General features: G+C 62.1%; 17 protein-coding genes and 1 tRNA gene. 8 read left to right on the forward strand and 10 right to left on the reverse strand.

Annotation, left to right across the window (positions count from 1 at the left end; translation table 11 throughout):
• Position 1 precedes the first annotated feature (1 nt).
• The 3 genes from H147_RS0109600 to H147_RS0109610 all read right to left on the reverse strand — a co-directional run bounded on the left by H147_RS0109600 (position 2) and on the right by H147_RS0109610 (position 3,726).
• The gene (locus tag H147_RS0109600) at positions 2 to 1,156 is read right to left on the reverse strand and encodes a carbohydrate ABC transporter permease (protein ID WP_019955149.1); all 1,155 of its coding nucleotides are present in this window, start codon (positions 1,154 to 1,156) and stop codon (positions 2 to 4) included.
• A complete protein-coding gene (locus H147_RS0109605; RefSeq protein ID WP_019955150.1) occupies positions 1,156 to 2,379 on the reverse strand; it encodes a carbohydrate ABC transporter permease in 1,224 nt (407 codons plus the stop codon). Before H147_RS0109605 ends, H147_RS0109600 begins: the two co-directional genes overlap by 1 nt.
• A gap of 81 nt (positions 2,380 to 2,460) precedes the next feature.
• Complete coding sequence (locus H147_RS0109610; RefSeq protein ID WP_019955151.1) at positions 2,461 to 3,726, reverse strand: ABC transporter substrate-binding protein; 1,266 nt, start codon at positions 3,724 to 3,726, stop codon at positions 2,461 to 2,463.
• A 285-nt stretch (positions 3,727 to 4,011) separates the two neighbouring features.
• Between H147_RS0109610 and H147_RS0109615 the strand changes: the two genes are divergently transcribed.
• From H147_RS0109615 to H147_RS0109625, 3 genes are read left to right on the forward strand one after another with little or no spacing between them, the layout of a single operon-like run.
• Positions 4,012 to 5,043, forward strand: coding sequence for a substrate-binding domain-containing protein (locus H147_RS0109615; RefSeq protein WP_019955152.1), 1,032 nt, complete (start codon positions 4,012 to 4,014; stop codon positions 5,041 to 5,043).
• Between the two features lies 1 nt (position 5,044).
• Positions 5,045 to 6,367: a GH1 family beta-glucosidase gene (locus tag H147_RS0109620; protein ID WP_019955153.1), complete on the forward strand. Its 1,323-nt coding sequence runs from the start codon at positions 5,045 to 5,047 to the stop codon at positions 6,365 to 6,367.
• An 8-nt stretch (positions 6,368 to 6,375) separates the two neighbouring features.
• The gene (locus tag H147_RS0109625; RefSeq protein WP_019955154.1) at positions 6,376 to 7,377 is read left to right on the forward strand and encodes a glucokinase; all 1,002 of its coding nucleotides are present in this window, start codon (positions 6,376 to 6,378) and stop codon (positions 7,375 to 7,377) included.
• Here the strand turns inward: H147_RS0109625 and H147_RS0109630 are convergent.
• From H147_RS0109630 to guaB, 3 genes are all read right to left on the reverse strand, one after another.
• Positions 7,374 to 9,704: an ATP-binding protein gene (locus tag H147_RS0109630; RefSeq protein ID WP_019955155.1), complete on the reverse strand. Its 2,331-nt coding sequence runs from the start codon at positions 9,702 to 9,704 to the stop codon at positions 7,374 to 7,376. The two genes, H147_RS0109625 and H147_RS0109630, sit on opposite strands and share 4 nt — an antisense overlap.
• Before the next feature lie 85 nt (positions 9,705 to 9,789).
• Positions 9,790 to 10,959 carry an RsmB/NOP family class I SAM-dependent RNA methyltransferase gene (locus H147_RS0109635; protein WP_019955156.1) on the reverse strand — a complete coding sequence of 390 codons (1,170 nt, stop codon included), beginning with the start codon at positions 10,957 to 10,959 and terminating at the stop codon, positions 9,790 to 9,792.
• Positions 10,959 to 12,407, reverse strand: coding sequence for an IMP dehydrogenase (guaB, locus tag H147_RS0109640; RefSeq protein WP_019955157.1), 1,449 nt, complete (start codon positions 12,405 to 12,407; stop codon positions 10,959 to 10,961). Before guaB ends, H147_RS0109635 begins: the two co-directional genes overlap by 1 nt.
• 111 nt (positions 12,408 to 12,518) lie before the next feature.
• Here guaB and H147_RS0109645 point away from each other — a divergent pair, with 111 nt between their 5' ends.
• The 4 genes from H147_RS0109645 (at position 12,519) to H147_RS0109660 (ending at position 15,891) form a co-directional block, all read left to right on the forward strand.
• A complete protein-coding gene (locus H147_RS0109645) occupies positions 12,519 to 13,205 on the forward strand; it encodes a hypothetical protein (RefSeq protein ID WP_019955158.1) in 687 nt (228 codons plus the stop codon).
• Positions 13,206 to 13,360: 155 nt separating this feature from the next.
• Entirely contained in the window at positions 13,361 to 15,391 is a 2,031-nt protein-coding gene (locus tag H147_RS0109650; RefSeq protein WP_019955159.1) for an ASKHA domain-containing protein, read from the forward strand.
• A gap of 46 nt (positions 15,392 to 15,437) precedes the next feature.
• Positions 15,438 to 15,511, forward strand: a tRNA-Gly gene (locus H147_RS0109655).
• 29 nt (positions 15,512 to 15,540) lie between these two features.
• Positions 15,541 to 15,891, forward strand: coding sequence for a RidA family protein (locus H147_RS0109660; protein WP_019955160.1), 351 nt, complete (start codon positions 15,541 to 15,543; stop codon positions 15,889 to 15,891).
• Between the two features lie 3 nt (positions 15,892 to 15,894).
• Here the strand turns inward: H147_RS0109660 and H147_RS0109665 are convergent, their stop codons facing one another.
• From H147_RS0109665 to zwf, 4 genes are read right to left on the reverse strand one after another with little or no spacing between them, the layout of a single operon-like run.
• Positions 15,895 to 16,350 (reverse strand): prepilin peptidase, encoded by a 456-nt coding sequence (locus tag H147_RS0109665; RefSeq protein WP_019955161.1) that lies wholly within the window; start codon positions 16,348 to 16,350, stop codon positions 15,895 to 15,897.
• A 27-nt stretch (positions 16,351 to 16,377) separates the two neighbouring features.
• The gene (gene pgi / locus H147_RS0109670) at positions 16,378 to 17,979 is read right to left on the reverse strand and encodes a glucose-6-phosphate isomerase (protein WP_019955162.1); all 1,602 of its coding nucleotides are present in this window, start codon (positions 17,977 to 17,979) and stop codon (positions 16,378 to 16,380) included.
• Positions 17,980 to 18,651 (reverse strand): 6-phosphogluconolactonase, encoded by a 672-nt coding sequence (gene pgl / locus H147_RS0109675; protein ID WP_019955163.1) that lies wholly within the window; start codon positions 18,649 to 18,651, stop codon positions 17,980 to 17,982.
• Between the two features lie 4 nt (positions 18,652 to 18,655).
• Positions 18,656 to 20,110 (reverse strand): glucose-6-phosphate dehydrogenase, encoded by a 1,455-nt coding sequence (gene zwf, locus H147_RS0109680; protein ID WP_019955164.1) that lies wholly within the window; start codon positions 20,108 to 20,110, stop codon positions 18,656 to 18,658.
• Positions 20,111 to 20,244: 134 nt separating this feature from the next.
• Here zwf and H147_RS0109685 point away from each other — a divergent pair, with 134 nt between their 5' ends.
• On the forward strand, positions 20,245 to 21,252 hold the full coding sequence (locus tag H147_RS0109685) for a glycosyltransferase family 10 domain-containing protein (RefSeq protein ID WP_019955165.1): 1,008 nt from the start codon (positions 20,245 to 20,247) through the stop codon (positions 21,250 to 21,252).
• Positions 21,253 to 21,259 lie beyond the last annotated feature (7 nt).

Genomic DNA, 21,259 nt, shown 5'->3' on the forward strand with positions numbered 1-21,259 from the left:
GTTACTTCACCGACCCAGCCAGCAGGCCTCTGACCAGATAGCGTTGCATCGCAAAGAACACGACGAGGGGCACCGCGATCGACACGAAAGCCGCCGTCGCGAGGATTTCCCAATTGCCCCCCCGTGTGCCCAAAAGCTCTACGATCTGGTTGGTCATCACCGTGGTTTCCCCCGTTGCATCGATCAGGAAAACCTTGGCGACCAGCAGATCGTTCCATGTCCAAAGAAACTGGAAGATCGCGAAGGACGCCAGTGCCGGAAACGACAGGGGCAGGATGATCTTGGTGAAGATCTGGAAGTCGGTTGCCCCATCGACCTTTGCATTCTCGATGATGTCGCGCGGCAGGCCGACCATGTAGTTGCGTAACAGATATATCGCGAGCGGCAGCCCGAACCCCGTATGCGCCAGCCACGTGCCCAGATACCCCTTGCCGATCCCGATTTCCAGATGCAGCCGCAACAGCGGGATCAGCGCCAGTTGCAGCGGCACGACCAGGAGGCCCACGACAGCGGCGATCAGCAGCGCGCGGCCCGGAAAATCCATCCACGCCAGCGCATAGGCGGCAAATGCCGCGATCACGATGGGGATGATGGTGGCTGGGATCGTCACGGTCAGCGTGTTGAAGAACGCCCGCGACATGCCGTCGGTGCTGTCGCCGCTGAACAGGACCCGTTCATAGTTCTGCAAGGTGAATTCGGGCGGCGTTGTGGCGGTGACGAAAATGCGCTGGCCGCGGCCCGAAAGCTCCTCGGGGCTGGTCCAGACATAGGCACCATCGGCCTGAACGGTCAGGGTTTCGCCGTCAGACAGTTCTGCCGTGTCGCCGGGTGCGAATTCGCTGATCCTGAGTGACGACGTGCCCCACACGCTGATTTCCGCCTCCGAGCCTTCACCGAAAAGCTGGCCTTGCACGGTATAGACGCCGTTCACCAGCACCTGCGCGCCGTCGTCTTCGGGGTCGGCGGTGCGCAGCGTCAGGTTCTGTTCGCTGGCCGTCAGGGCACCCCACCAGCCGGAGCCTGAAATCTGGTCGGCGGTGCGGAAAGACGACACCAAAAGACCGACGGTCGGGAACAGCCACAGCGCCACAAGTGCAACGACGGAAATCTGCACGATCCAGTTCAGCGCGGATGTGCGACCAGCGATATTATCCATCAGCGCATCTCCTTGCGGGCGTTGTAGACATTCCAGACCAGGATCGGGCTGACCAGCAGCATGATGACCATGGCAGAGGCCGAACCGACACCCCAGTCAGAGGCGCGGAACAACTTGTCGAACATGTAATTGGCCAGCACCTGCGTTTCCCATTGCCCGTTTGTCATGGCAAAGACGATGTCAAAGACCTTGAGCACGACCAGCGTAATCGTCGTCCAGACCACAACGATGGTGCCGGAAATCTGCGGCATCTTGATCTTGAAGAACACCTGAAACGGGTTCGCGCCGTCGACGATGGCGGCCTCGATGGTTTCCTCGGGGATACCGCGCAGGGCCGCAGACAGGATCACCATCGCAAAGCCCGTCTGGATCCAGATCAGCACCACCATCAGCAAAAAGGAATTCCAGCCCGGTATCGTCAGCCATGTCTGCGGTTCGCCATACGGATGGACATTCGTGAAGGCACCGTAAGCCAGACCCAGCGTGGAATAAATCACAAAAGCCATGACCGCGATCAGCACGGCGCGCAGCGCGGAACCTGCGCCGGCGCCTTTTTCGCGGATCGCCTGCATGTTGGTATAGACCAGAAACAGCGCCAGCGCCGCCGCCGAGATCATCAGCGCACCAGGCAACAGACGCAGGATCAGGAACGACCCGATCCCGCCGTCGAATTGCAGCCACAGCGCATTGAGCGCACCGATCTGGTTCTGATCGACTGGCCGCGTATCATAGATCAGCTTGAAAATGACCGAGGCCCCGACGAACGAAATAGCCATCGGCATGAAGATCAGTGATTTCGCGATCGCGCCCCATTTGATCCGGTCGGTCAGCTGGGCTGCCAGCAGACCGAATGCGGTCGATGCGGCGGGCACGATGATCAGCCAGAGCATGTTGTTGCGCAGGGCTTCCCAGAATTTCGGCTCAGCCATCATGCGCTGGTAGTTTGCAAAGCCCACGAATGCGCCGCCCTGATTGCGGTCGGTCAGCGAATACCACAAGGTCGCGACGACCGGATAGGCAAGGTAAAGGCCAAGCGCGAAGATCGCGGGAAACAGGAACAACCACGGCCGGATCAGGTTGGCGCGGTTGATGTTGCGGCCTGCGTTCTTACTTTTCGCGGGCAAGAGCACCTTGTCCAGAAACTGGTTGGAAAAGTAGAAATAGGCGATGCAGCCACCCACACCGATGATGATCGTCACAAGACCCTGTAATGCAGGATTCATGGTCCCCTCCCCTTGGGCAGCCTGTTTTGCGGATGACCCGACCCGCAGGCCGGATCACCCGGAAGTTAAGCCAAGGATGACTTACTGGATCGCGTCCCAGGATGCCTGAATGCGTGCGGCCACTTCGGCTGCATCGGCACCACCGGCATAATCGACCATGCCGGTCCAGAACGAGCCCGCGCCGACAGCGCCCGGCATCAGGTCGGATGCGTCAAAGCGGAACGTGGTCGCGCCCAACAAGATGTCGTTCATGTTGGCCAGTGTCGGATCACCGAAGGCGGCATTGTCCACGCCGGTGTGCGGTGTCAGGAAGCCGCCCAGCCCCATCCAGATCTCGTGCGCCTCGGGTGTCTTGAGGAACTCTATCAGGTCATTGGCCGCGTCATTGGGGTTGGTGATCGCCCAGAGCGTGCCGGCACCCAGAACGGGCGAGCCCAGGTCTTCTGCTTCATACGCGGGGAAGTAGAAGAAATCGGCATCCGCGCCCACTTCTGTCCCTTCAGGGAAGAAGGCGGGAATGAACGACGCCTGACGGTGCATGTAGCATTGCGGCGGGCTGTCGAACAGGCCACGTGGGCTGTCGCGGAAATCGGTCGTTGCGACCGCACCGGCACCACCGGCGACAAAGGCATCGTTGCGGGCAAAGAGGCCGAATTGTTCGATCGCGTTCACGACTTCTGGCGCGTCAAACGGCAGTTCGTTGCTGACCCATGCGTCATAGACTTCGGGAGGCTGGGTGCGCAGCATCATATCCTCGACCCAGTCGGTCGCTGGCCAGCCCGTTGCACCGCCCGACCCCAGACCGATGCACCAGGGCGTGCCGCCGTCCGCGACGATCTGTTCGGACAAGGCGATCAACTCTTCCATGGTTTCGGGGATTTCATAACCCGCGTCTTCGAAGTTTTCCGGGTTGTACCAGACCAGCGATTTCACATCGACCTTGTAGAAGAAACCGTAAAGTGCGGGGTTGCCCTCGGGACCGTTGTAAGTGCCCAGATCGACCCATGACTGGCCCGCTGCATAGTTTTCCAGCAACCAATCGCCTGTGCCTTCGGGCAGCGGCGTCAGGAAACCACGGCGCGCCATATCGGCAGCCAGACCTGGCTGCGGAAACACGGAGACGTTCGGGGCAGAGCCTGCTTCGGCGTCGATCACGATCTGCTGTTCAAAGCTGTCGGAGCCGGTGTAACGCACGTCATGGCCGGTGGCTTCGGCGAAGGCGGCAAGCACCTGTTCGACATTGGCCTGATCCGGGCCAAGCCAGGGGCCGAAAACAGTGATCTGCTCGGCTTGCGCCGCACTGGCCAAGGCAACCGCTGCCACGCTGGCATACAGTTTAAATTTCATAGGTATTCCTCCCAATCACGCAAGTTTGGCGTGTACGTTAATTGGCATCCGCTGTGCCGGTCGTGTCATCTCTTCCGCGCTGTGGAATCGCAATTCCAAAGCGCTTTGGATGCAACTACAGTCAATCAAGGTTTCGCTCTTGTCAATAACGCTGTCATTTTAGAAAAAATGACTTGGATTTAGGCAGATGCAGCGTTACTGAAACGATTACGGCTGGTGCGGCAAAAGAATGTCTTGCATAAATCGTTCTGCTGATTTGATAGCGCTTTGGAAGATGTCGGGCTTATGAACCTCAAACAACTCTCGCAAAAGCTGGGTCTGAGCCAAACCACGGTCAGCCGCGCGCTGAACGGCTACCCCGAAGTGAACGAAGCGACGCGGCTGCGTGTCGAACGCGCGGCGGCCCAGTATCATTACCGCCCCAGCACCCGCGCCAAAGGCCTCGCGACAGGCAAGGCGCTTGCCATCGGCCATGTCATTCCGATTTCAAGCAAACATGAAATGGTCAATCCGGTCTTCGGCGATTTCATTGCCGGTGCCGGCGACACCTATGCGCGTCATGGGTATGAAATGATTCTCTGTACTGCCGACGACGCCCAAGAAGAACAGGTCTATCGCGGCTTAAAGGCGCGGCGTGCCGTCGATGGGGTCGTGGTGCATGGTCCAAGGCTAGACGACAGCCGGATCAGGCTCTTGCATGAAATCGGCCTGCCTTTCGTCGTCCATGGCCGGTCATCGGGTGCCACCCTGCCCTATGCCTGGCTTGACGTGAACAACCGGCACGCGTTCCAACGGGCGACCGATTTTCTGCTTGATCTGGGGCATACACGGATCGGGCTGATCAACGGCATGGAATTCATGGATTTCGCCCATCGCCGGCGCGACGGCTATACGATCGCCCTGCTTGGACGCGGTATTCCGATTGACCCCGCAATCATGCGGTCCAGCGAGATGACCGAAGTCTTTGGCTATCAGTCAACCCGCGACATGCTCACGCTCGACAACCCGCCGACGGCCCTGCTCTGTGCCTCGCTGATTTCCGCGCTGGGGGCGCGGCGTGCCGTCGAAGAGGCGGGACTGGTCATGGGGCGCGATGTGTCGATCATCACGCATGACGATGATCTGTCCTATCTCAAGAACGGCGATGACATCCCGATTTTCACCGCCACGCGGTCCTCGGTGCGCGCGGCGGGCGCACGGCTTGCGGAAATCCTGCTTGCGGCAGTCGCGGACCCAGATCTGGCGCACCAGAACGTGCTTCTCGAAGCTGAATTGATGGTCGGCCGATCGACCGGACCCGCCCCCAGAAAGGACTGAGATGAATTTCAAACGCAGCGATTTTCCGGACGGTTTCCTGTTCGGGGCCGCCACGGCCGCCTATCAGATCGAAGGGCACCAATTCGGCGGCGCAGGTCCCACCCATTGGGACACATTCGCGGCCACCCCCGGCAATGTCGTGCGCGCCGAAAACGGGGCCTTGGCCTGCGACCATTACCACCGCTTTGCCGAAGACCTTGACCTGCTGCGCGATGCGGGCATGGATGCTTACCGCTTTTCGACATCCTGGGCGCGGGTGATGCCCGACGGGCGGACGGTGAACACGCAAGGCCTCGATTTCTACGACCGCCTTGTGGATGCGATGCTCGAACGCGGGCTGAAGCCGTTCCAGACGCTGTACCACTGGGAATTGCCGTCCGCGCTGGCCGACAAAGGCGGCTGGACCAACCGCGATACCTGTACCGCCTTTGCCGATTTCATCGATGTGATCACCGACCGGATCGGTGACCGTGTCCATGCCATCGCCACAATCAACGAACCCTGGTGCGTGGCCTACCTGGCACATTTTCTTGGCCATCATGCGCCTGGCCTGCGCGACATTCGCGCGACGGCCCGCGCGATGCATCATATCAACGTCGCCCATGGCATGGCGATGACACGGCTGCGCGCCAAGGGGATGCAGAACTGCGGTGTCGTCCTGAATTTCGACCATACCGCGCCGCTGGACAACAGCATAGGTGCGGCAAAGGCCGTCGCCACTTGGGACGCGATCATGAACCGCTGGTTCATCGAGGCCATCGCCAAAGGCACCTACCCCGCCCCGGCGCTGGACGGTTTCGCCGCGCATATGCCTGCCGGCTGGCAGAATGACATGGCCGAAATCAGCCAAAAGATCGATTTTCTTGGCGTCAATTATTACACCCGCCATCAGGTGATGACGGATGACACGCAACCCTGGCCGCATCTGGCGTCGCGCGAAGGTCCGGGGCCCAAGACCCAGATGGGCTGGGAGATTTACCCCGACGGGCTGCAATCCTTCCTGACGCGGCTTGCGGATGATTACGTAGGCGACCTGCCGCTGTTCGTGACCGAAAACGGCATGGCTTGGGACGATCACGTTGAAAACGGCGCGGTTTATGACCCTGAACGCACCGCCTTTGTGTCCGATCACATCCATGCAACGCAGCGCGCAATCGCGGCAGGTGCGAATGTCCAGGGCTTCTTTTATTGGTCCCTTCTGGACAATTATGAATGGGCTTTTGGCTATGAAAAGCGGTTCGGGATGGTCCATGTCGACTTCGACACCTTGAAGCGGACGCCGAAAGCGTCTTATCACGCGTTCAAATCCGCCATCGCGCGCTAGGAAGTTTCATGTCCCACCCCGCAAACAGCTATGCCCTTGTCGCCGATATCGGTGGCACGAATACGCGTGTCGCCTTGGCCGATGGGCGCAGGATCATCGAGACGACGATCAGGCGCTATGCGAATGCGGATTTTCCGGGGCTCGAATCGGTGTTGCGCCGCTATATCGCGGATGAAGGCGGGGTCGATCCTGTCGCCGCCTGCGTCGCGGTGGCGGGCCCTGTGCGCGACGGGCGCGCGACGATGACCAACCTCGACTGGACCATCGACAAGACAACGCTGGCCCGCGCAACCAAGGCCGAAACCGTCGCCATCCTGAATGATCTGCAGGCGCAGGGCCACGCGCTGGGGCATCTGGACGAGGCAAAGATCCGCACGATCCTGCCCGCACCTGCCGCCTCGCCACAGGCCGCAAGGCTGGTGATCGGGGTCGGCACGGGGTTCAACGCGGCGCCGGTTTTCGATTTGCCTGGTGGCCGGATCGTCACGCCCTCCGAAAGCGGGCACGCCAACCTGCCGATCCGCAACGAGATGGAATTGCGCCTGTGCCAGTTCGTATCGACCGCCCACGGGTTTCCCGCAGTCGAGGATGTGCTGTCCGGCCGCGGACTGGAACGGGCCTATGCCTTTCTTGGCACCGAAGCGGGCGACCCGCGCGAGGCAGCGGCGCAGGATATCATGGCGGCCTGCGCAGACGGCACCGATGCCCGCGCGGTCGATGCGGCGCGGCTTTTCACCCGCATTCTGGGGACGGTCTGCGGCAATCTATCTTTGATCCAGCTGCCCTTTGGCGGGGTCTATCTGGCCGGTGGTGTCGCGCGGGCCTTTGCCCCGCATCTGACGCGCTTTGGTTTTGCCGAAGCGTTTCGCGACAAGGGCCGTTTTGCCGGTTTCATGAGCAATTTCGCCGTGCATGTGATCGAGGATGACTATGCCGCATTGACGGGATCGGCCGCGCATCTCGTCGCGCTGGACGCGCCCCAATCACGCGCCGCGTCACACGAAAGCTAGGCTGACACGGCTTCGGCAAGCTGACCTTGGACGGTCTGGGTCAGCGCGTTCAGCGAAAACGGTTTGGGCAGGAAGATCGCGTTGGGGATCTGCGACTGGCCATCGCTGAACGCATCCTCGGCGTAGCCCGAAATGAACACCACCTTGGTATCCGGGCGGGCCTGTAGCGCCTGGCGGACCCATGTCGGCCCATCCAGTCCAGGCATGATGACATCGGTGACGAACAGATCGACATGCAGCGCCGGGTCCTCGAGCATCGACAACGCCGCTTCGGCGCAATCGGCCTCCAGCACGCTATAGCCGCGCAGGCGTAACGCACGTGAAGCGAAGGCACGCACCGGGGCTTCATCCTCGACCAAAAGCACCACGCCGGTGACAGGCGCGCCGACAGGTTCGCGGCGGGCCGGTTCGACCACGACCGGTGGCGCGACCGGACGGTCGTGGCCGGGGAAAAGCAATGTGAATTCGGTCCCTTGCCCGATTTCGCTGTCGGCGAAAATATACCCCCCCGTCTGTTTCACGATCCCGTAGGCCGTCGAAAGACCAAGCCCCGTTCCCTCTCCGGGGCGTTTGGTCGTGTAGAAGGGCTCAAATATCTTGGGCAATTTATCCGGGCTGATGCCATGGCCGTGGTCGATCACCTTGACCTTGACGTAATCCCCCGCAGGCACCACAGCGCGGTCCTTGACCATCGGTTCGCTCAGCCGCATGTTTTCCGTCACGACACGGATTTCCCCGGCGCCTTTCATGGCATCACGGGCATTCACGATCAGGTTCATCAACACCTGTTCCAACTGTCGCTTATCCGCCCGGATCGGCAAAAGGGCCGGGTCGTGATCCAATGTCAGCGAGACTTTTTCTCCGACCAGCCGATTCAGCAGATGCGTCAGGTCCGACAAGGTTTCTCTCAGGTCGATCACCTCTGGTTGGAGCGTCTGTTTGCGCGAAAAGGCAAGCAATTGGCCAACAAGGCTGGCCGCCCTGTTCGCATTTTGGTGAATCTGGATCAGATCGCTGTAATTCTGGTCGCCCGCGTCATGGCGCAAAAGCAACAGATCGCAATGGCCGGAAATCGCCGTCAGCAGATTGTTGAAATCATGCGCAACACCCCCGGCAAGCTGTCCGATCGCCTGCATTTTCTGGCTTTGAACGAATTGTGCTTCGAGCGTTTTCAGCTCTGTCACGTCATCCAGAACGGCGATCAGATGCGGATCCGACGTGCCGCCTGCCGCGTTCAATGTAACCTGGACAAAGGTATCCTGACTCTGGCCGCGGCCTTGCAGGAACTGCGGGCTGCGCCCGCTGCGTCCTTCGAAGGCTTCGCGCAGCCAGTCGTTGATCGGACGGCCGAGGCCATCCAGCAGGTCGGTCAGTTTGAGATTGCGCGTGTCGACGATGCGCAGCAACTGCCGCGATTCGCGGTTCGTGCCCAGTATTTCGCCAGAGGGGGCGATCTTGAGCAGGGGAATCGGCAAATCCTCGATCGCGTGCCATCCGGCTGTGAAAAACCGTGGCCCGTCCCCGCGCTGGTCGGCAAGCAGATAGACATCGCGCGCGCCGGCCCATCCGTCGGCAAGCGCCACGATCACGGGCTGCGTGCCTTTGGCGGTCTTGAGCATGTGGCGCTGTCCTGGCGCAAGGGGAAGATCATCGAACAGATCGTCGAGACTGGCGACCTTGTGCCCGAGCACGGCGCGCAGGGCGGCATTGACGTGCAGCACCGCGTTGTCTGGCCCGAGGGTCACCATCGGCAGGGGCAGATTGTCATGGTGGCGCGCGGCTGCCACGCCATGTTCGCCCAGGTCATCCATCCGCCACAAACGCAGCCCCGGGCCGATCACGACCACGCTTAACCGGAAATGGCCGCGCCGCGTGATCACATCCTCTTTGCTGGACCCCGTCAGATGCGCGCCTTGCGACAATCGCTGCAGGAAAGGATGCGGGTTGGCCAGCACGCTTCCGAACAGGTCGGACAGCCTGCGTCCCACGCAATCGCCGAACCGCTGTGTTGCGGCCTTGTTGGCATAGCGGACCAGCCCCACATTGTCGGTCAGAAAGGCACTGTCGGGATCATCCTGCACCAGCCTGACCGCCGTCACGTCGAGCCGCCGGTGACGCCATTCCGCCAAGACGGCCCGACCAGTCAGACCCGTGGCCAGCAGCACCAAGAGACTGCCCGCCGTCAGCATCCCGATCCGGGCTGGCAAGGCTGGCGTCCACTGGGCAGCGATCAGGCTGAGCACACCCGCGACAAAAACCCAAGGCACAAGTGCAAGACCGGGCGCTGCCGATGCGGTTGGCCGCGCGATCGTCGGATGGGCTGCCACTGATCACCTCGCTGCTCGGTCAGCACCGTTCTGACACGGAAAACTTAATCTTTCCTTAAAGGGACTAGCACATTCTACGGCACAGCTAAAGGTTGTTTCGACGTGTCAGCAGACAGAGAAAAAAACCGTCACCATCGGGACCCGGCAAGCTTTGGTCGCGCAGCTCGATGGACCAATCGGGGTGGTTTTGCACGAACCGCGCGACAACCGCGTCGTTTTCATCGGCCAGCACCGAACAGGTCGCATAGGCCAGCCGCGCTTGCGCGCCCGCCTTGGCGGCGGCCTGTTCGATCACCTCGTCCTGCAGCGCGGTCAGCGCGTGCAGCCGGTCCGGCGTCAACCGCCATTTTGCGTCGGGGCTGCGGCGCCACGTGCCGCTGCCAGAGCAGGGCGCATCACAAAAAACCACCTGAAACGGCGCATGATCACGCAGTTCTGCGGCGGTCAAGGTCTGAATACGCACACCCGCCCGCGCGGCCCGATCCGGCAGGTCGGCCATCCGTGCCGGTGCGATGTCATGCGCGACCACCGTTGCATCATGCCGGTCGGCAAAGGCCAGCGCCTTGCCACCGCCGCCTGCGCAGTAATCCAGCACAAGCGCACCCGGTGCGACCGGCACCAGTTGCACAGCCCGTTGCGACGCCGCGTCCTGCAATTCGACAAGGCCCGTGGCATAGGCCGTCGCGGTCCTGATCCGGCGGGCATTGTCCAGCACCCGCAGGCAGCCGTCGACCGCTTGGTGCAGGTCTGCCGTGATCCCGTCCTGCGCGAGTAAAGCGATCGCCGCGGCGGGCGTCGCGCGCCGCTGATTCACACGCAGAAAGACATCCGCACGCGCTTGTTGCGCCTGTGCGGCCTGCACGGCATCCGCGCCGAGACGCTCCTGCCAAAGAGGCCAGAGCCAGTCCGGCAGGTCGCAGGCGGCGGCGTCGGACAGCGCCGGAGGCGAGGCAACCACTGCGACCTCCTCTTCGCTCAAAGGATGAGGTGCATGCCCCAACCCATTGAAAACAGGTCCTAGGTCAACGCCGTTACGCTGCAAAAGCCGCAGCATCAACGCCCGCCCGTCACCATCGCCCAGCGACCGGCGACACCGGAGCACATCAAAGACGTGATCGCGCACGGCGGCGCGATCCTTGGCCCCGGCAAAGCGGCTGGCGCGCGCCCAGGCGGTCAGCGCCTGTTCGGCAAAGGCCCCGTCCCTGATCTGGTCCAGCACGGTGATAGCGGCCGCAACGCGCGCACCGGGGGTCATCAGCCGACCCGGTAATTCGGGCTTTCGCGGGTGATCTGCACGTCGTGGACATGGCTTTCCTTCAGCCCCGCCCCGGTGATTTTCACGAAAGTGCAGTTTTTGCGCATTTCCTCGACCGTGGCACAGCCGGTATAGCCCATCGCGGCGCGCAGACCGCCCACCAGCTGATGCACGACGGCATGGGCCGACCCTTTGTAAGGCACTTGGCCCTCGATGCCCTCGGGGACCAGCTTGTCGCTGGCGGCCTCTTTCTGGAAATAACGGTCGGCGGACCCACTGGCCATCGCGCCAAGCGATCCCATGCCACGATAGGCCTTGAACGACCGGCCCTGATACAGGATCACCTCGCCCGGGCTTTCGTCGGTGCCCGCGATCATCGAGCCGACCATGGCACAGGACGCGCCCGCCGCAATCGCCTTGGCGAAATCGCCGGAAAACTTGATGCCGCCATCGGCGATCACCGGCACGTCGCCTGCCGCCTGCGCGCAATCCATGATCGCGGTCAGTTGCGGCACCCCGACACCCGCAACCATGCGCGTGGTGCAGATCGACCCCGGCCCGATGCCGACCTTGACCGCATCGGCACCCACGCCGATCAGCGCGCGTGCGGCCTCGCCCGTGGCGATGTTGCCCGCGACGATCTGGACCTCGTTCGACAGCGCCTTGACCCGTTCGACAGCCCGCGCCACGCCTTCGGAATGGCCATGCGCCGTGTCGATCACGATCATGTCCACACCCGCGTCGATCAGCGCCTGCGACCGCTCAAACCCCGCATCGCCCACGCCAGAGGCGGCAGCGACCCGCAATCGCCCCAACTGGTCCTTGCAGGCCATCGGGTTCAGCACGGCCTGTTCGCTGTCTTTCAGCGTCAACAGACCCGTCAGCTTGCCCGCATGGTCGGTGATCAACAGCTTTTCGATGCGGCGGGCCTGCATCAGGGACCGTGCCTCGTCCAGATCGGCCGGTTCTTGCAGGATCGCGAGGTTTTCGGTCGTCATCATCACGCTGACGGGGGTCTTGTCGTCCTGCGCGAAACGCATGTCGCGGTTGGTGACGATCCCGATCACGCGGCCATCGGGGCCGACGACAGGAAAACCGGTGATCCGGTAGCGGTCCATCAGGTCTTTGGCATCGGCCAGCGTCTGGTCGGGCCGCAGGGTGATCGGGTTATAGACGGTGCCCGAGACAAAGCGTTTCACGCGCCGGATTTCATCGGCCTGCTGCGCGATGTTGAGGTTCTTGTGCACGACCCCGATGCCGCCCGCCTGTGCCATGGCGATGGCCATGCGCGCCTCGGTCACGGTGTCCATCGCGCTCGACAAAAGCGGAATATTCATGGCGATGGATTTGGTCACACGCGTGCGCGTATCCGCCGTGGATGGCAGGACGCTTGATGCCGCAGGGACAAGCAACACGTCATCAAATGTCAGGGCTTCACGAATCTCCATCAACCTGTCTCCGTTCGGGGGCTGTTGGCGCGTCCGTATCGCATGGATAGGCCACAGCCGAAAGGTCAAATCACCGCTTGAAGCGGCAAAGACGCCCGCGCATGGTGCGGCATGGCGAACCACCACCCCACCGACAGCAGCGGCACTGCCAACACCATCCTCTGGTTGGGGATCAGGTTCGCGCTGGTTCTGACATGCGTGGCGCTGGCCGCATTCGGGTTCGACTGGCTGAGGGGGCAGATCGCCTTCCTGGAAAGCGACGCATCCGCGCGCGCGATGACGGGGCTGATCTTGGCGGTGCTGGTCGTTTACGCGATCATTCTCGCGGTGCCCTTCATGCCGGGCGTGGAAATCGGTGTGGCGCTTTTGATCATTCAAGGCGCAACGGCAGCACCAGTCGTTTATGCCGCCACTGTCGGCGGGCTGAGCCTAGCGTTTCTGGTCGGGCAGACCGTGTCCCTGCTGTGGCTGATCCGCGTGTTGCAAGACCTGCGGCTGCGCCGGATCGCGGGCTGGCTGGAACGGATCGACGCGGTGCCGCGCGCTGACAGATTAACCGCGATGCAGGACAAACTGCCCCGCTGGCTGGTGCCTTTCGTCGTGAAATATCGCTATGCGACCGTCGCTCTCGCGATCAACACACCCGGCAATATCGCGGTGGGCGGCGGCGGGGGGATCATGCTGGTCGCGGGGCTGAGCCGGCTGTTCAGCACGCCCGCGACGCTCTTGGTCGTTGCCCTTGCGACAGCGCCGGTGCCTTTGGCGGTCTGGCTGTGGGGGGTGGATGTGGTGCGGTAACGTCGGGGTGAACCCCGACCTACACGATGTCCCGTAGGGCGAGGTCCATCCCGCCACCCCCGCCATGCCGCTCTTATCATGTAGATTGACGGATACCGCCCTTTCCCCTGCCTCGCCGCGCGGTATGTAGGCACAAACCAGAACAGGCACCCCCGATGACCACCGACCCACTTGTGATTTTCACCCCCTCCGGCAAACGGGGGCATTTCCCCGTCGGCACGCCCGTCCTGACATCGGCGCGGCAGTTGGGTGTGGACCTCGATTCCGTCTGCGGCGGGCGCGGCATCTGTTCGAAATGCCAGATCACGCCGTCCTATGGCGAGTTTTCCAAGCATGGCGTCACGGTCGCCCCTGACGCTTTGTCCGACTGGAACAGCGTCGAGGAACGTTATGACAGCATCCGCGGCCTGAAACAGGGACGCCGCCTTGGCTGTCAGGCGCAGATCAGAGGCGATGTCGTGATCGACGTGCCTGCCGAAAGTCAGGTGCACAAGCAGGTCGTGCGCAAACGCGCCGAAGTGCGCGAGATCACGATGAACCCGTCAACGCGGCTGTATTATGTCGAGGTCGCAGAACCCGACATGCACGACCCGTCGGGCGATCTGGAACGGCTTGTCATCGCGCTGCGCCGCGACTGGGACCTGCCCGCGCTGGAGGCTGACTTGGGCGTGTTGCGGACCATGCAAAAGGCGCTGCGCAAAGGCGACTGGAAAGTCACCGTCGCCGTGCATCTGGGCGACGCGGTGTTTTCGCCGCGCATCATCGCGATCTGGCCGGGCTTTTACGATGGCACGATCTATGGCCTTGCCGTCGATCTGGGATCGACCACGATTGCCGCGCACCTCTGCGATCTGCGCTCGGGCGAGGTCGTGGCCTCCTCGGGCATCATGAATCCCCAGATCCGCTTTGGCGAGGATCTGATGAGCCGCGTCAGCTATGGCATGATGAACCCCACCGGGTCCGAGGAAATGACCCGCGCGGTGCGCGAAGGGATGAACGCGCTTTTCGTGCAGATCGCATCCGAGGCGCAGATCGACCGCGATCTGATCGTGGATGCGGTCTTTGTATGCAATCCGGTCATGCACCACCTGTTTCTCGGCATCGACGCGTATGAGCTGGGGCAAGCACCTTTCGCGCTGGCCACGTCCGACGCGCTGTCGCTGCGCGCGCTGGAGCTGGATTTGAACCTGCATCCCGCCGCGCGGGTCTATATCCTGCCCTGCATCGCGGGGCATGTCGGCGCGGATGCGGCCGCCGTCGCCCTGTCCGAAGCCCCCGACAAATCCGAAGATTTGGTGCTGATCGTCGACGTCGGCACCAATGCGGAAATCCTGCTGGGCAACCGCGAAAAGGTGCTGGCCTGCTCGTCGCCCACCGGCCCCGCCTTCGAGGGCGCGCAGATCAGCTCCGGCCAGCGCGCGGCCCCCGGTGCCATCGAGCATGTCGAGATCGACCCTGTCACCAAGCTGCCCCGCTTCAAGGTCATCGGCAGCGATATATGGTCGGACGAGGACGGCTTTGCCGACGCCATCGCCCAGACCGGCGTGACGGGCATCTGCGGGTCCGGCATCATCGAGGTGATCGCCGAAATGCGCATGACCGGGATCGTCGACGGCCCGGGGCTGATCGGATCAGCCGACCAGACCGGATCGCCCAATTGCTTTGCCGACGGGCGCACCAATTCCTATCTGCTCTACGACGGCACGGCGGCGGGCGGCCCGCTGATCACCGTGACCAACACCGATGTGCGGCAAATCCAGATGGCCAAAGCCGCGCTTTATTCAGGTGCACGGCTGCTAATGGACAAATTCGGCGTCGACAAGGTCGACCGCGTGGTGCTGGCGGGCGCATTTGGCGCGCATATCAGCCCCAAACATGCGATGGTTTTGGGCATGATCCCCGACGCGCCATTGGACAAGGTGACAAGTGCGGGGAATGCCGCGGGCACCGGCGCGCGGATCGCGCTGCTGAACACCGACGCGCGGCGCGAGATCGAAGGGATCGTGCGGCAGATCCACAAGATCGAGACCGCGATCGAGCCGCGTTTTCAGGAACATTTCGTCAATGCCTCGGCCATCCCGAACGCGGTCGAGCCTTTCCCGATCCTCAATTCCATCGTTACGATCCCGCAGATCAACCACAATCAAGGCGGCGACCGCGGACCACGCAGACGCGGCAGACGGTGATTGGCGCTTGACGGCAGCGGGCGGCGCAATTACCTGAATGCAGCGCGCGGGTGTAGCTCAATGGTAGAGCAGCAGCTTCCCAAGCTGAATACGAGGGTTCGATTCCCTTCACCCGCTCCATTCCCCCTTCACTCACGAAAGCCCTCCCCATGCCCGAGATCATCCGTCACCACACCAATGGCCGCATGAGCCAGCTCGTCATCCATAACGGGATCGCCTATCTGGCGGGGCAGGTCGGCACGCCGGGGGCGAGCGTGTCCGAGCAGACGGCCGCGATTCTGGCGCAGATCGATGCGCTGCTGGCCGAGGCGGGCACGGACAAGACCAACATCCTGACCGCGCAGATCTGGCTGTCGGACATCGCCACGCAATTCGCCGACATGAACGCCGTTTGGGACGCCTGGGTTGCGGAAGGCCATGCCCCTGCCCGCTGGACCGGCGAGGCAAAGCTTGCCACGCAGGATTACAACGTGGAAATCATCGTCACAGCAGCGATCTGACCGTCACAACAGCCAGAACGCGCACAGACCGGCGATGCCGATGGGCAAGCTCATCGGCAGCACGCGCTTGTTCAGGATCACCCATTTGCTGTCCTCTGCGGCGAACCGCTTGTGGATTTGCAGGATGATGAAAGTGCCCACGAACATCGTCACGATGAAGATGACGAAGCTTGCTATCGCATGTTCGCGCGGGATGAAAAGAGCAAGCCCTGTCAACAGCTTGACCGCCCCCGCGCCAAAGCCCGCAAAGGCGAACAGCACCAGACCCAGCACGAACACCACTGCCGCCCCGATCAACTGGCCCGCAAAGGCCCCCGGATCAGCCGATGTCACGATTACCGCAATGAACACGACGAAGGGCAGCATCGTCAGCCAGTTCGGCAAGCGCCCGTCGCGCATTTCGATCGCCATGGCGGCGATCAGGATCAACGACATCAGATAAGGTGCATAGGCCGCCATTCGAAAATTCCCAAACCAATCGGGCCGTCAGACCCCGTTACTGCGCAAGAACCCGACAAGGGCGGCGGTGGATGCATCCTTGCCGTCCAGACCCGCACGGCCTTCGACGACAGGCTGCAGCGCGGTCGCCAGTTCCTTGCCAAGTTCGACGCCCCATTGGTCGTAGGAATTGAGGCCCAAGACAACCCCTTCCACGAAGACACGGTGTTCATAAAGCGCAATAATCTGCCCCAGCACAAAAGGCGTGAGCTGCGGATAGGCGATGGTGACCGAGGGCCGGTTGCCCGTGAACACACGGTGGCGCGCCTGCCGTTCCAGTTCTGCGCCCGTGAACTTGTCCGCGATCTTGGCGCGTGCCTCAATCAGACTGCGGCCGCGCATCAGCGCCACGGATTGCGCAAGGCAGTTGGCGACCAGTAACTGGTGCTGGTGGTGCAGGTCGTCTTCATGCCCGCGGGCCGCGACAAGGAATTCGCACGGCACAACGCCGGTGCCTTGGTGGATCAGTTGGTAGAAGGCGTGCTGCCCGTTGGTGCCGGGTTCGCCCCAGACGACAGGGCCGCTTGCGACCGGTAGATCGGTGCCGTTCATTGCGACACCCTTGCCGTTGCTTTCCATCTCCAATTGTTGAAGATAGGCGGGCAAGCGGCTGAGATTGTTGTCATAAGGCAGCACGGCCCGTGTGGGATAGCCGCAAATCTGGTTGTGCCAGATCCCGACGACGGCCAGCAGTGCGGGTAGGTTTTCCTGCCAGTCCGCCGCGCGGAAATGCACATCCATCGCCTGCGCGCCACGCAGGAAGGCACGGAACGCCTCCGGCCCGACGGCGATCATCAGGGACAGGCCAATCGGCCCCCAAAGCGAATAGCGCCCGCCGACCCAATCAGCGAAACCGAACACGCGCGATGGGTCGATCCCGAAGGCGGCGGTCTTGTCGGCTGCTGTGGACAGGGCCGCAAATTGCGCGCCGGTGTCGTTGACGCTTTGCGCCATCCAAGCCTGCGCGGTGCGCGCATTGGTCATCGTCTCGATCGTGGTGAAGGTCTTGGAAGCGACGATCACCAGCGTTGTTGCAGGATCGCAGCGGCGCAGCACACCCGCGATATCGGCGGGGTCGACGTTGCTGACGAAATGGCAGCGCGGGCCGTCGTGATAGGGCGACAACGCCTTGACCGCCATCGCAGGCCCAAGGTCCGACCCGCCGATGCCGATATTGACGACATCGGTGATCTTGCCGCCCTGCCCCTTATAGCTGCCGTCACGCACGGCGCGGGCAAAATCCTCCATCCGGGCCAGCGTCGCCAGCACGTCGGGCATGACATCGGCCCCGTCGACCATGACCGGCCCGCCGTCAAGGTTGCGCAAAGCGGTATGCAGCACGGCGCGGCCTTCGGTTTCGTTGATCGCGGTGCCTGTGAACATCGCTTCGCGCTTGGCGACGACACCGGTCTGGTCAAGCAGGTCGAACAACAGGTCGCGCGCGGTCGCGTCGATATTGGTCTTGGCATAGTCCAGAACCATATCGCCCGCCGTGGCGCTGAAATCCGCGGCACGGGCGGCATCGAGCATCGTCTCGAAGCGCCGGTCAGCGGTGGCCGCGTGATGGGCGCGCAGGTTGTCCCAGACCATCTATGCCTCCGCCCAATGCACGGTCGTATCTTTCAGCACGGCAGCGACAGGCGCTTCATGCGGATCAAGCCCCTGCGCCTTGTCGAGGGCGGCGCGTTTTTCGGCACCGATAATCACGACATGCCGCGCCATGGCCGCGTTCAGCACGCGTGCCGACAGGGTGATGCGCGGTTCCGGCGCGCCGGGTGCGCGCATGGCGACAAGCGGATCATCCCTTGTCAATCCATGCTCTAATTGGTCAGCGCCCGGAAACAGCGACGCAATATGCATATCCGCGCCCATGCCCAAAAGAACCACCGACAACGGCAGCACCGCATCAAGCCCCGCGGTCAGATCTGCGAGCTTTTCCTCGGGGGTGGTAGCATCGGCATAAAGCGGGATCAGCCGCGCCGCAGCAGCGCGATTGACCAGCAGACGGCGGCGCAACAGCGCCGTGTTGGAGCGCTCAGAGCTTTCGGGGACCCAGCGTTCATCGGTCAGCATCACATCGACGCGCGACCAATCCAGATCGACCGAACACAGGTTGTCAAAGACAGGCCCCGGCGTCGTCCCGCCCGGCACGGCAAGGGACGCACGGTCATGCGTCAGCAGCGTCTGTTTCAACTCGCTGGCCAAAATATCGGCCAGCCGCATCATCATCATTTCCGCGTCGGGATATTCGATCAGTTCCATGGGATTACCCTTTGACTTCGCGCCATTTCCGTCCGTCGCGGTGCAACAGCATCATCGCATCCTCCGGCCCGGTTGACCCCGCATCGTACAGCTTTGGCACATCGTTGCGCGCCTCCCAACCGTGGATGATCGGGTCGGTCCAGGCCCATGCGGCCTCGACTTCGTCGCCGCGCATGAAGAGCGTCTGGTTGCCGCGGATCACATCCATGATCAGCCGTTCGTATGCATCCGTGACCTCGCCCGCATCGGCCCCCAAGGCATCGGCGAATGTCATGTCCAAGGGCACGTCGATCAAACGCATGCCGCCCGGTCCGGGTTCCTTGATCGTGACCTGCAGATCCATCCCTTCATTGGGTTGCAGGCGGATCGACAGGATATTGCGATGGCGCGCGGTATCGCCTTCGAAAATCGTGTGGCCGAGGTCCTTGAACACGACGGTAATCTCCGACGACCGCGCCTTCATCCGTTTGCCTGTGCGGAGATAGAACGGCACGCCTGCCCACCGCCAGTTGGCGATATGGCATTTCAGCGCCACAAAGCTTTCGGTGAAACTGCGAGGGTTTTCGGCATCCTCGCGGTAGCTGGGGCCATCGGGGCCGGCATCATATTGCCCACGCACGATGTGATGCGGCGCGACGGGCTGCAAGGCGCGGATCACTTTCAGTTTTTCGTCGCGCACCTCGTCCGCGCCGAACCGGCTGGGCGGTTCCATCGCGATCAGGCACAACAACTGCATCAGGTGGTTCTGCACCATATCGCGCATCGCGCCTGATTTGTCGTAATAGGCGCCCCGCCCCGCCACGCTGACGGTTTCGGCCACGGTGATCTGGATGTGATCGACGTAATGGTTGTTCCAGAGCGGTTCGAACAGCACGTTGCCGAACCGCACGGCCATCAGGTTCTGGACGGTCTCCTTGCCCAGATAATGGTCGATCCGGTAGATCTGCTGTTCGCTGAAATGGGTCGACAGCACCGCGTTCAGCGCGCGCGCCGAGTCCAGATCGCGGCCAAAGGGTTTTTCCACCACGATCCGGCTGTCGAGGGAGGCGATCTTGTGATGGTGCAACCGTTCGGCCAGATCACCGAACAGCGACGGCGCAACAGAGAAATAAAAGGCCTGCACCACGTCGGACCGCACCTTCTGCGCAAGCTCCGCCCAGCCGCCATCGCCCTTGGCATCAATCGAGACATAATCGAGCGTGGCAAGAAACCCTTTCAGGCTGTCGCTGTCGTTGGCCTCTTCGCCGCCGAACTCGGCAATCGCCTCGGCAATCATCTCGCGGTAGCCATCAGCATCCATTTCGGACCGGGCCGCGCCGATGATCCGCGACCCGTCAGGCGTCTGGCCGGACCGGAACCGGCGGAACAGCCCCGGCAGGATCTTGCGGCGGGCAAGGTCGCCGGTGCCGCCGAAGATCACCAGATCGAAGGTTTCAACAGGAATGACGCGAGAAACCATGACTTGCTCCGCTTGTATTTCGTTAGCGCTAACGCCCGCTGGCTAAAGCATCTTGCCCTGCCTGTCTACAGGCTTTGCCCTTGGGCTGCGAGACGGTAAGGCTGGGCGCAGCAGATTCCCGTGAAGGCCAGAGAATGAAAACGATCAAGCTGCATTATACCGACATGTGGGGCACTTTCGACCCGCTGGCGCCATCACAGATCGACAGGATACTGCGGAAACATTTTCACGTCGTTCTGACCGATCAGGACCCCGATTACGTGATCTGTTCGGTCTTTGGTGACGGTGCCACCCGCCGACGCGGTGTGCGGTTGCGAGAGCACCATCTTTATCCCGATGCGATCAAGATCATGTATTCGGGCGAAAACACCCTGCCCGATCTGAATTTCTGCGACTATGGAATCGGATTCGATCACCTCGTTCTTGGCGACAGATATCAGCGGGTGCCGCTTTTCGCGATGAATGATGGCTATCAGGCGCTTTTGCAGCCGCGCGCGCCGCTGACGCGGGACGATATCACCAGCAGCGTGGAATTCTGCAATTTCACCTTTACCAACAATATGGCGATGCCCGCACGGGACCAGTTCTTTCACCTGCTGAACGACCGCAAGCCGGTTCTGTCGACAGGCCGGCATCTGCGCAATTCGGATGCGCTGGACCTTCATCAGCAGCAAACCGGGCTTGACCCGCAGCAGGCCAAAACCGATTTTCTGGCTCGGTTCAAGTTTACCATCGCTTTCGAAAATTCGTCGCACCCCGGCTATACGACGGAAAAGGTGATGGACCCGCTGGTCGCGCGGTCGGTGCCGATCTATCTGGGCAACCCGCGCATCGCGGATGATTTCAACACCGCCGCCTTTATCAATGGCCATGATTTTCCCAGTCTGGACGCGCTGGCTGACGAAGTGATGCGGATCGACGCCGATGATGCGGCCTATCTGGCGATTCTGAACGCGCCGCCCTTGCCGCCCGGGCAGCGGGAAGAACCGCATCTGTGCGCACTGGAAAGGTTCCTGCTTCAGATCTTCACCCCGCCCAAGGCAGAGGCGCAGCGCCGTCAACGCTATGGCTGGATCGGGCGGATCGACGATGAATACAGCGCATATCGGCGCCGCAGGACTCGCCGCTGGCGCTGGTTCTAGGCTGCGG

Origin of the sequence: Yoonia vestfoldensis DSM 16212 (genome assembly GCF_000382265.1) — a bacterium.
GTDB classification, from domain to species: Bacteria; Pseudomonadota; Alphaproteobacteria; order Rhodobacterales; family Rhodobacteraceae; genus Yoonia; species Yoonia vestfoldensis.

Bases quoted from the DNA above. Each gene is read 5' to 3' on its own strand.
- H147_RS0109600 (WP_019955149.1), bottom strand. From the start codon at position 1,156: ATGGATAATATCGCTGGTCGCACATCCGCGCTGAACTGGATCGTGCAG.
- H147_RS0109605 (WP_019955150.1), bottom strand. From the start codon at position 2,379: ATGAATCCTGCATTACAGGGTCTTGTGACGATCATCATCGGTGTGGGT.
- H147_RS0109610 (WP_019955151.1), bottom strand. From the start codon at position 3,726: ATGAAATTTAAACTGTATGCCAGCGTGGCAGCGGTTGCCTTGGCCAGT.
- H147_RS0109615 (WP_019955152.1), top strand. From the start codon at position 4,012: ATGAACCTCAAACAACTCTCGCAAAAGCTGGGTCTGAGCCAAACCACG.
- H147_RS0109620 (WP_019955153.1), top strand. From the start codon at position 5,045: ATGAATTTCAAACGCAGCGATTTTCCGGACGGTTTCCTGTTCGGGGCC.
- H147_RS0109625 (WP_019955154.1), top strand. From the start codon at position 6,376: ATGTCCCACCCCGCAAACAGCTATGCCCTTGTCGCCGATATCGGTGGC.
- H147_RS0109635 (WP_019955156.1), bottom strand. From the start codon at position 10,959: ATGACCCCCGGTGCGCGCGTTGCGGCCGCTATCACCGTGCTGGACCAG.
- guaB (WP_019955157.1), bottom strand. From the start codon at position 12,407: ATGGAGATTCGTGAAGCCCTGACATTTGATGACGTGTTGCTTGTCCCT.
- H147_RS0109645 (WP_019955158.1), top strand. From the start codon at position 12,519: ATGGCGAACCACCACCCCACCGACAGCAGCGGCACTGCCAACACCATC.
- H147_RS0109650 (WP_019955159.1), top strand. From the start codon at position 13,361: ATGACCACCGACCCACTTGTGATTTTCACCCCCTCCGGCAAACGGGGG.
- H147_RS0109660 (WP_019955160.1), top strand. From the start codon at position 15,541: ATGCCCGAGATCATCCGTCACCACACCAATGGCCGCATGAGCCAGCTC.
- H147_RS0109665 (WP_019955161.1), bottom strand. From the start codon at position 16,350: ATGGCGGCCTATGCACCTTATCTGATGTCGTTGATCCTGATCGCCGCC.
- pgi (WP_019955162.1), bottom strand. From the start codon at position 17,979: ATGGTCTGGGACAACCTGCGCGCCCATCACGCGGCCACCGCTGACCGG.
- pgl (WP_019955163.1), bottom strand. From the start codon at position 18,651: ATGGAACTGATCGAATATCCCGACGCGGAAATGATGATGATGCGGCTG.
- zwf (WP_019955164.1), bottom strand. From the start codon at position 20,110: ATGGTTTCTCGCGTCATTCCTGTTGAAACCTTCGATCTGGTGATCTTC.
- H147_RS0109685 (WP_019955165.1), top strand. From the start codon at position 20,245: ATGAAAACGATCAAGCTGCATTATACCGACATGTGGGGCACTTTCGAC.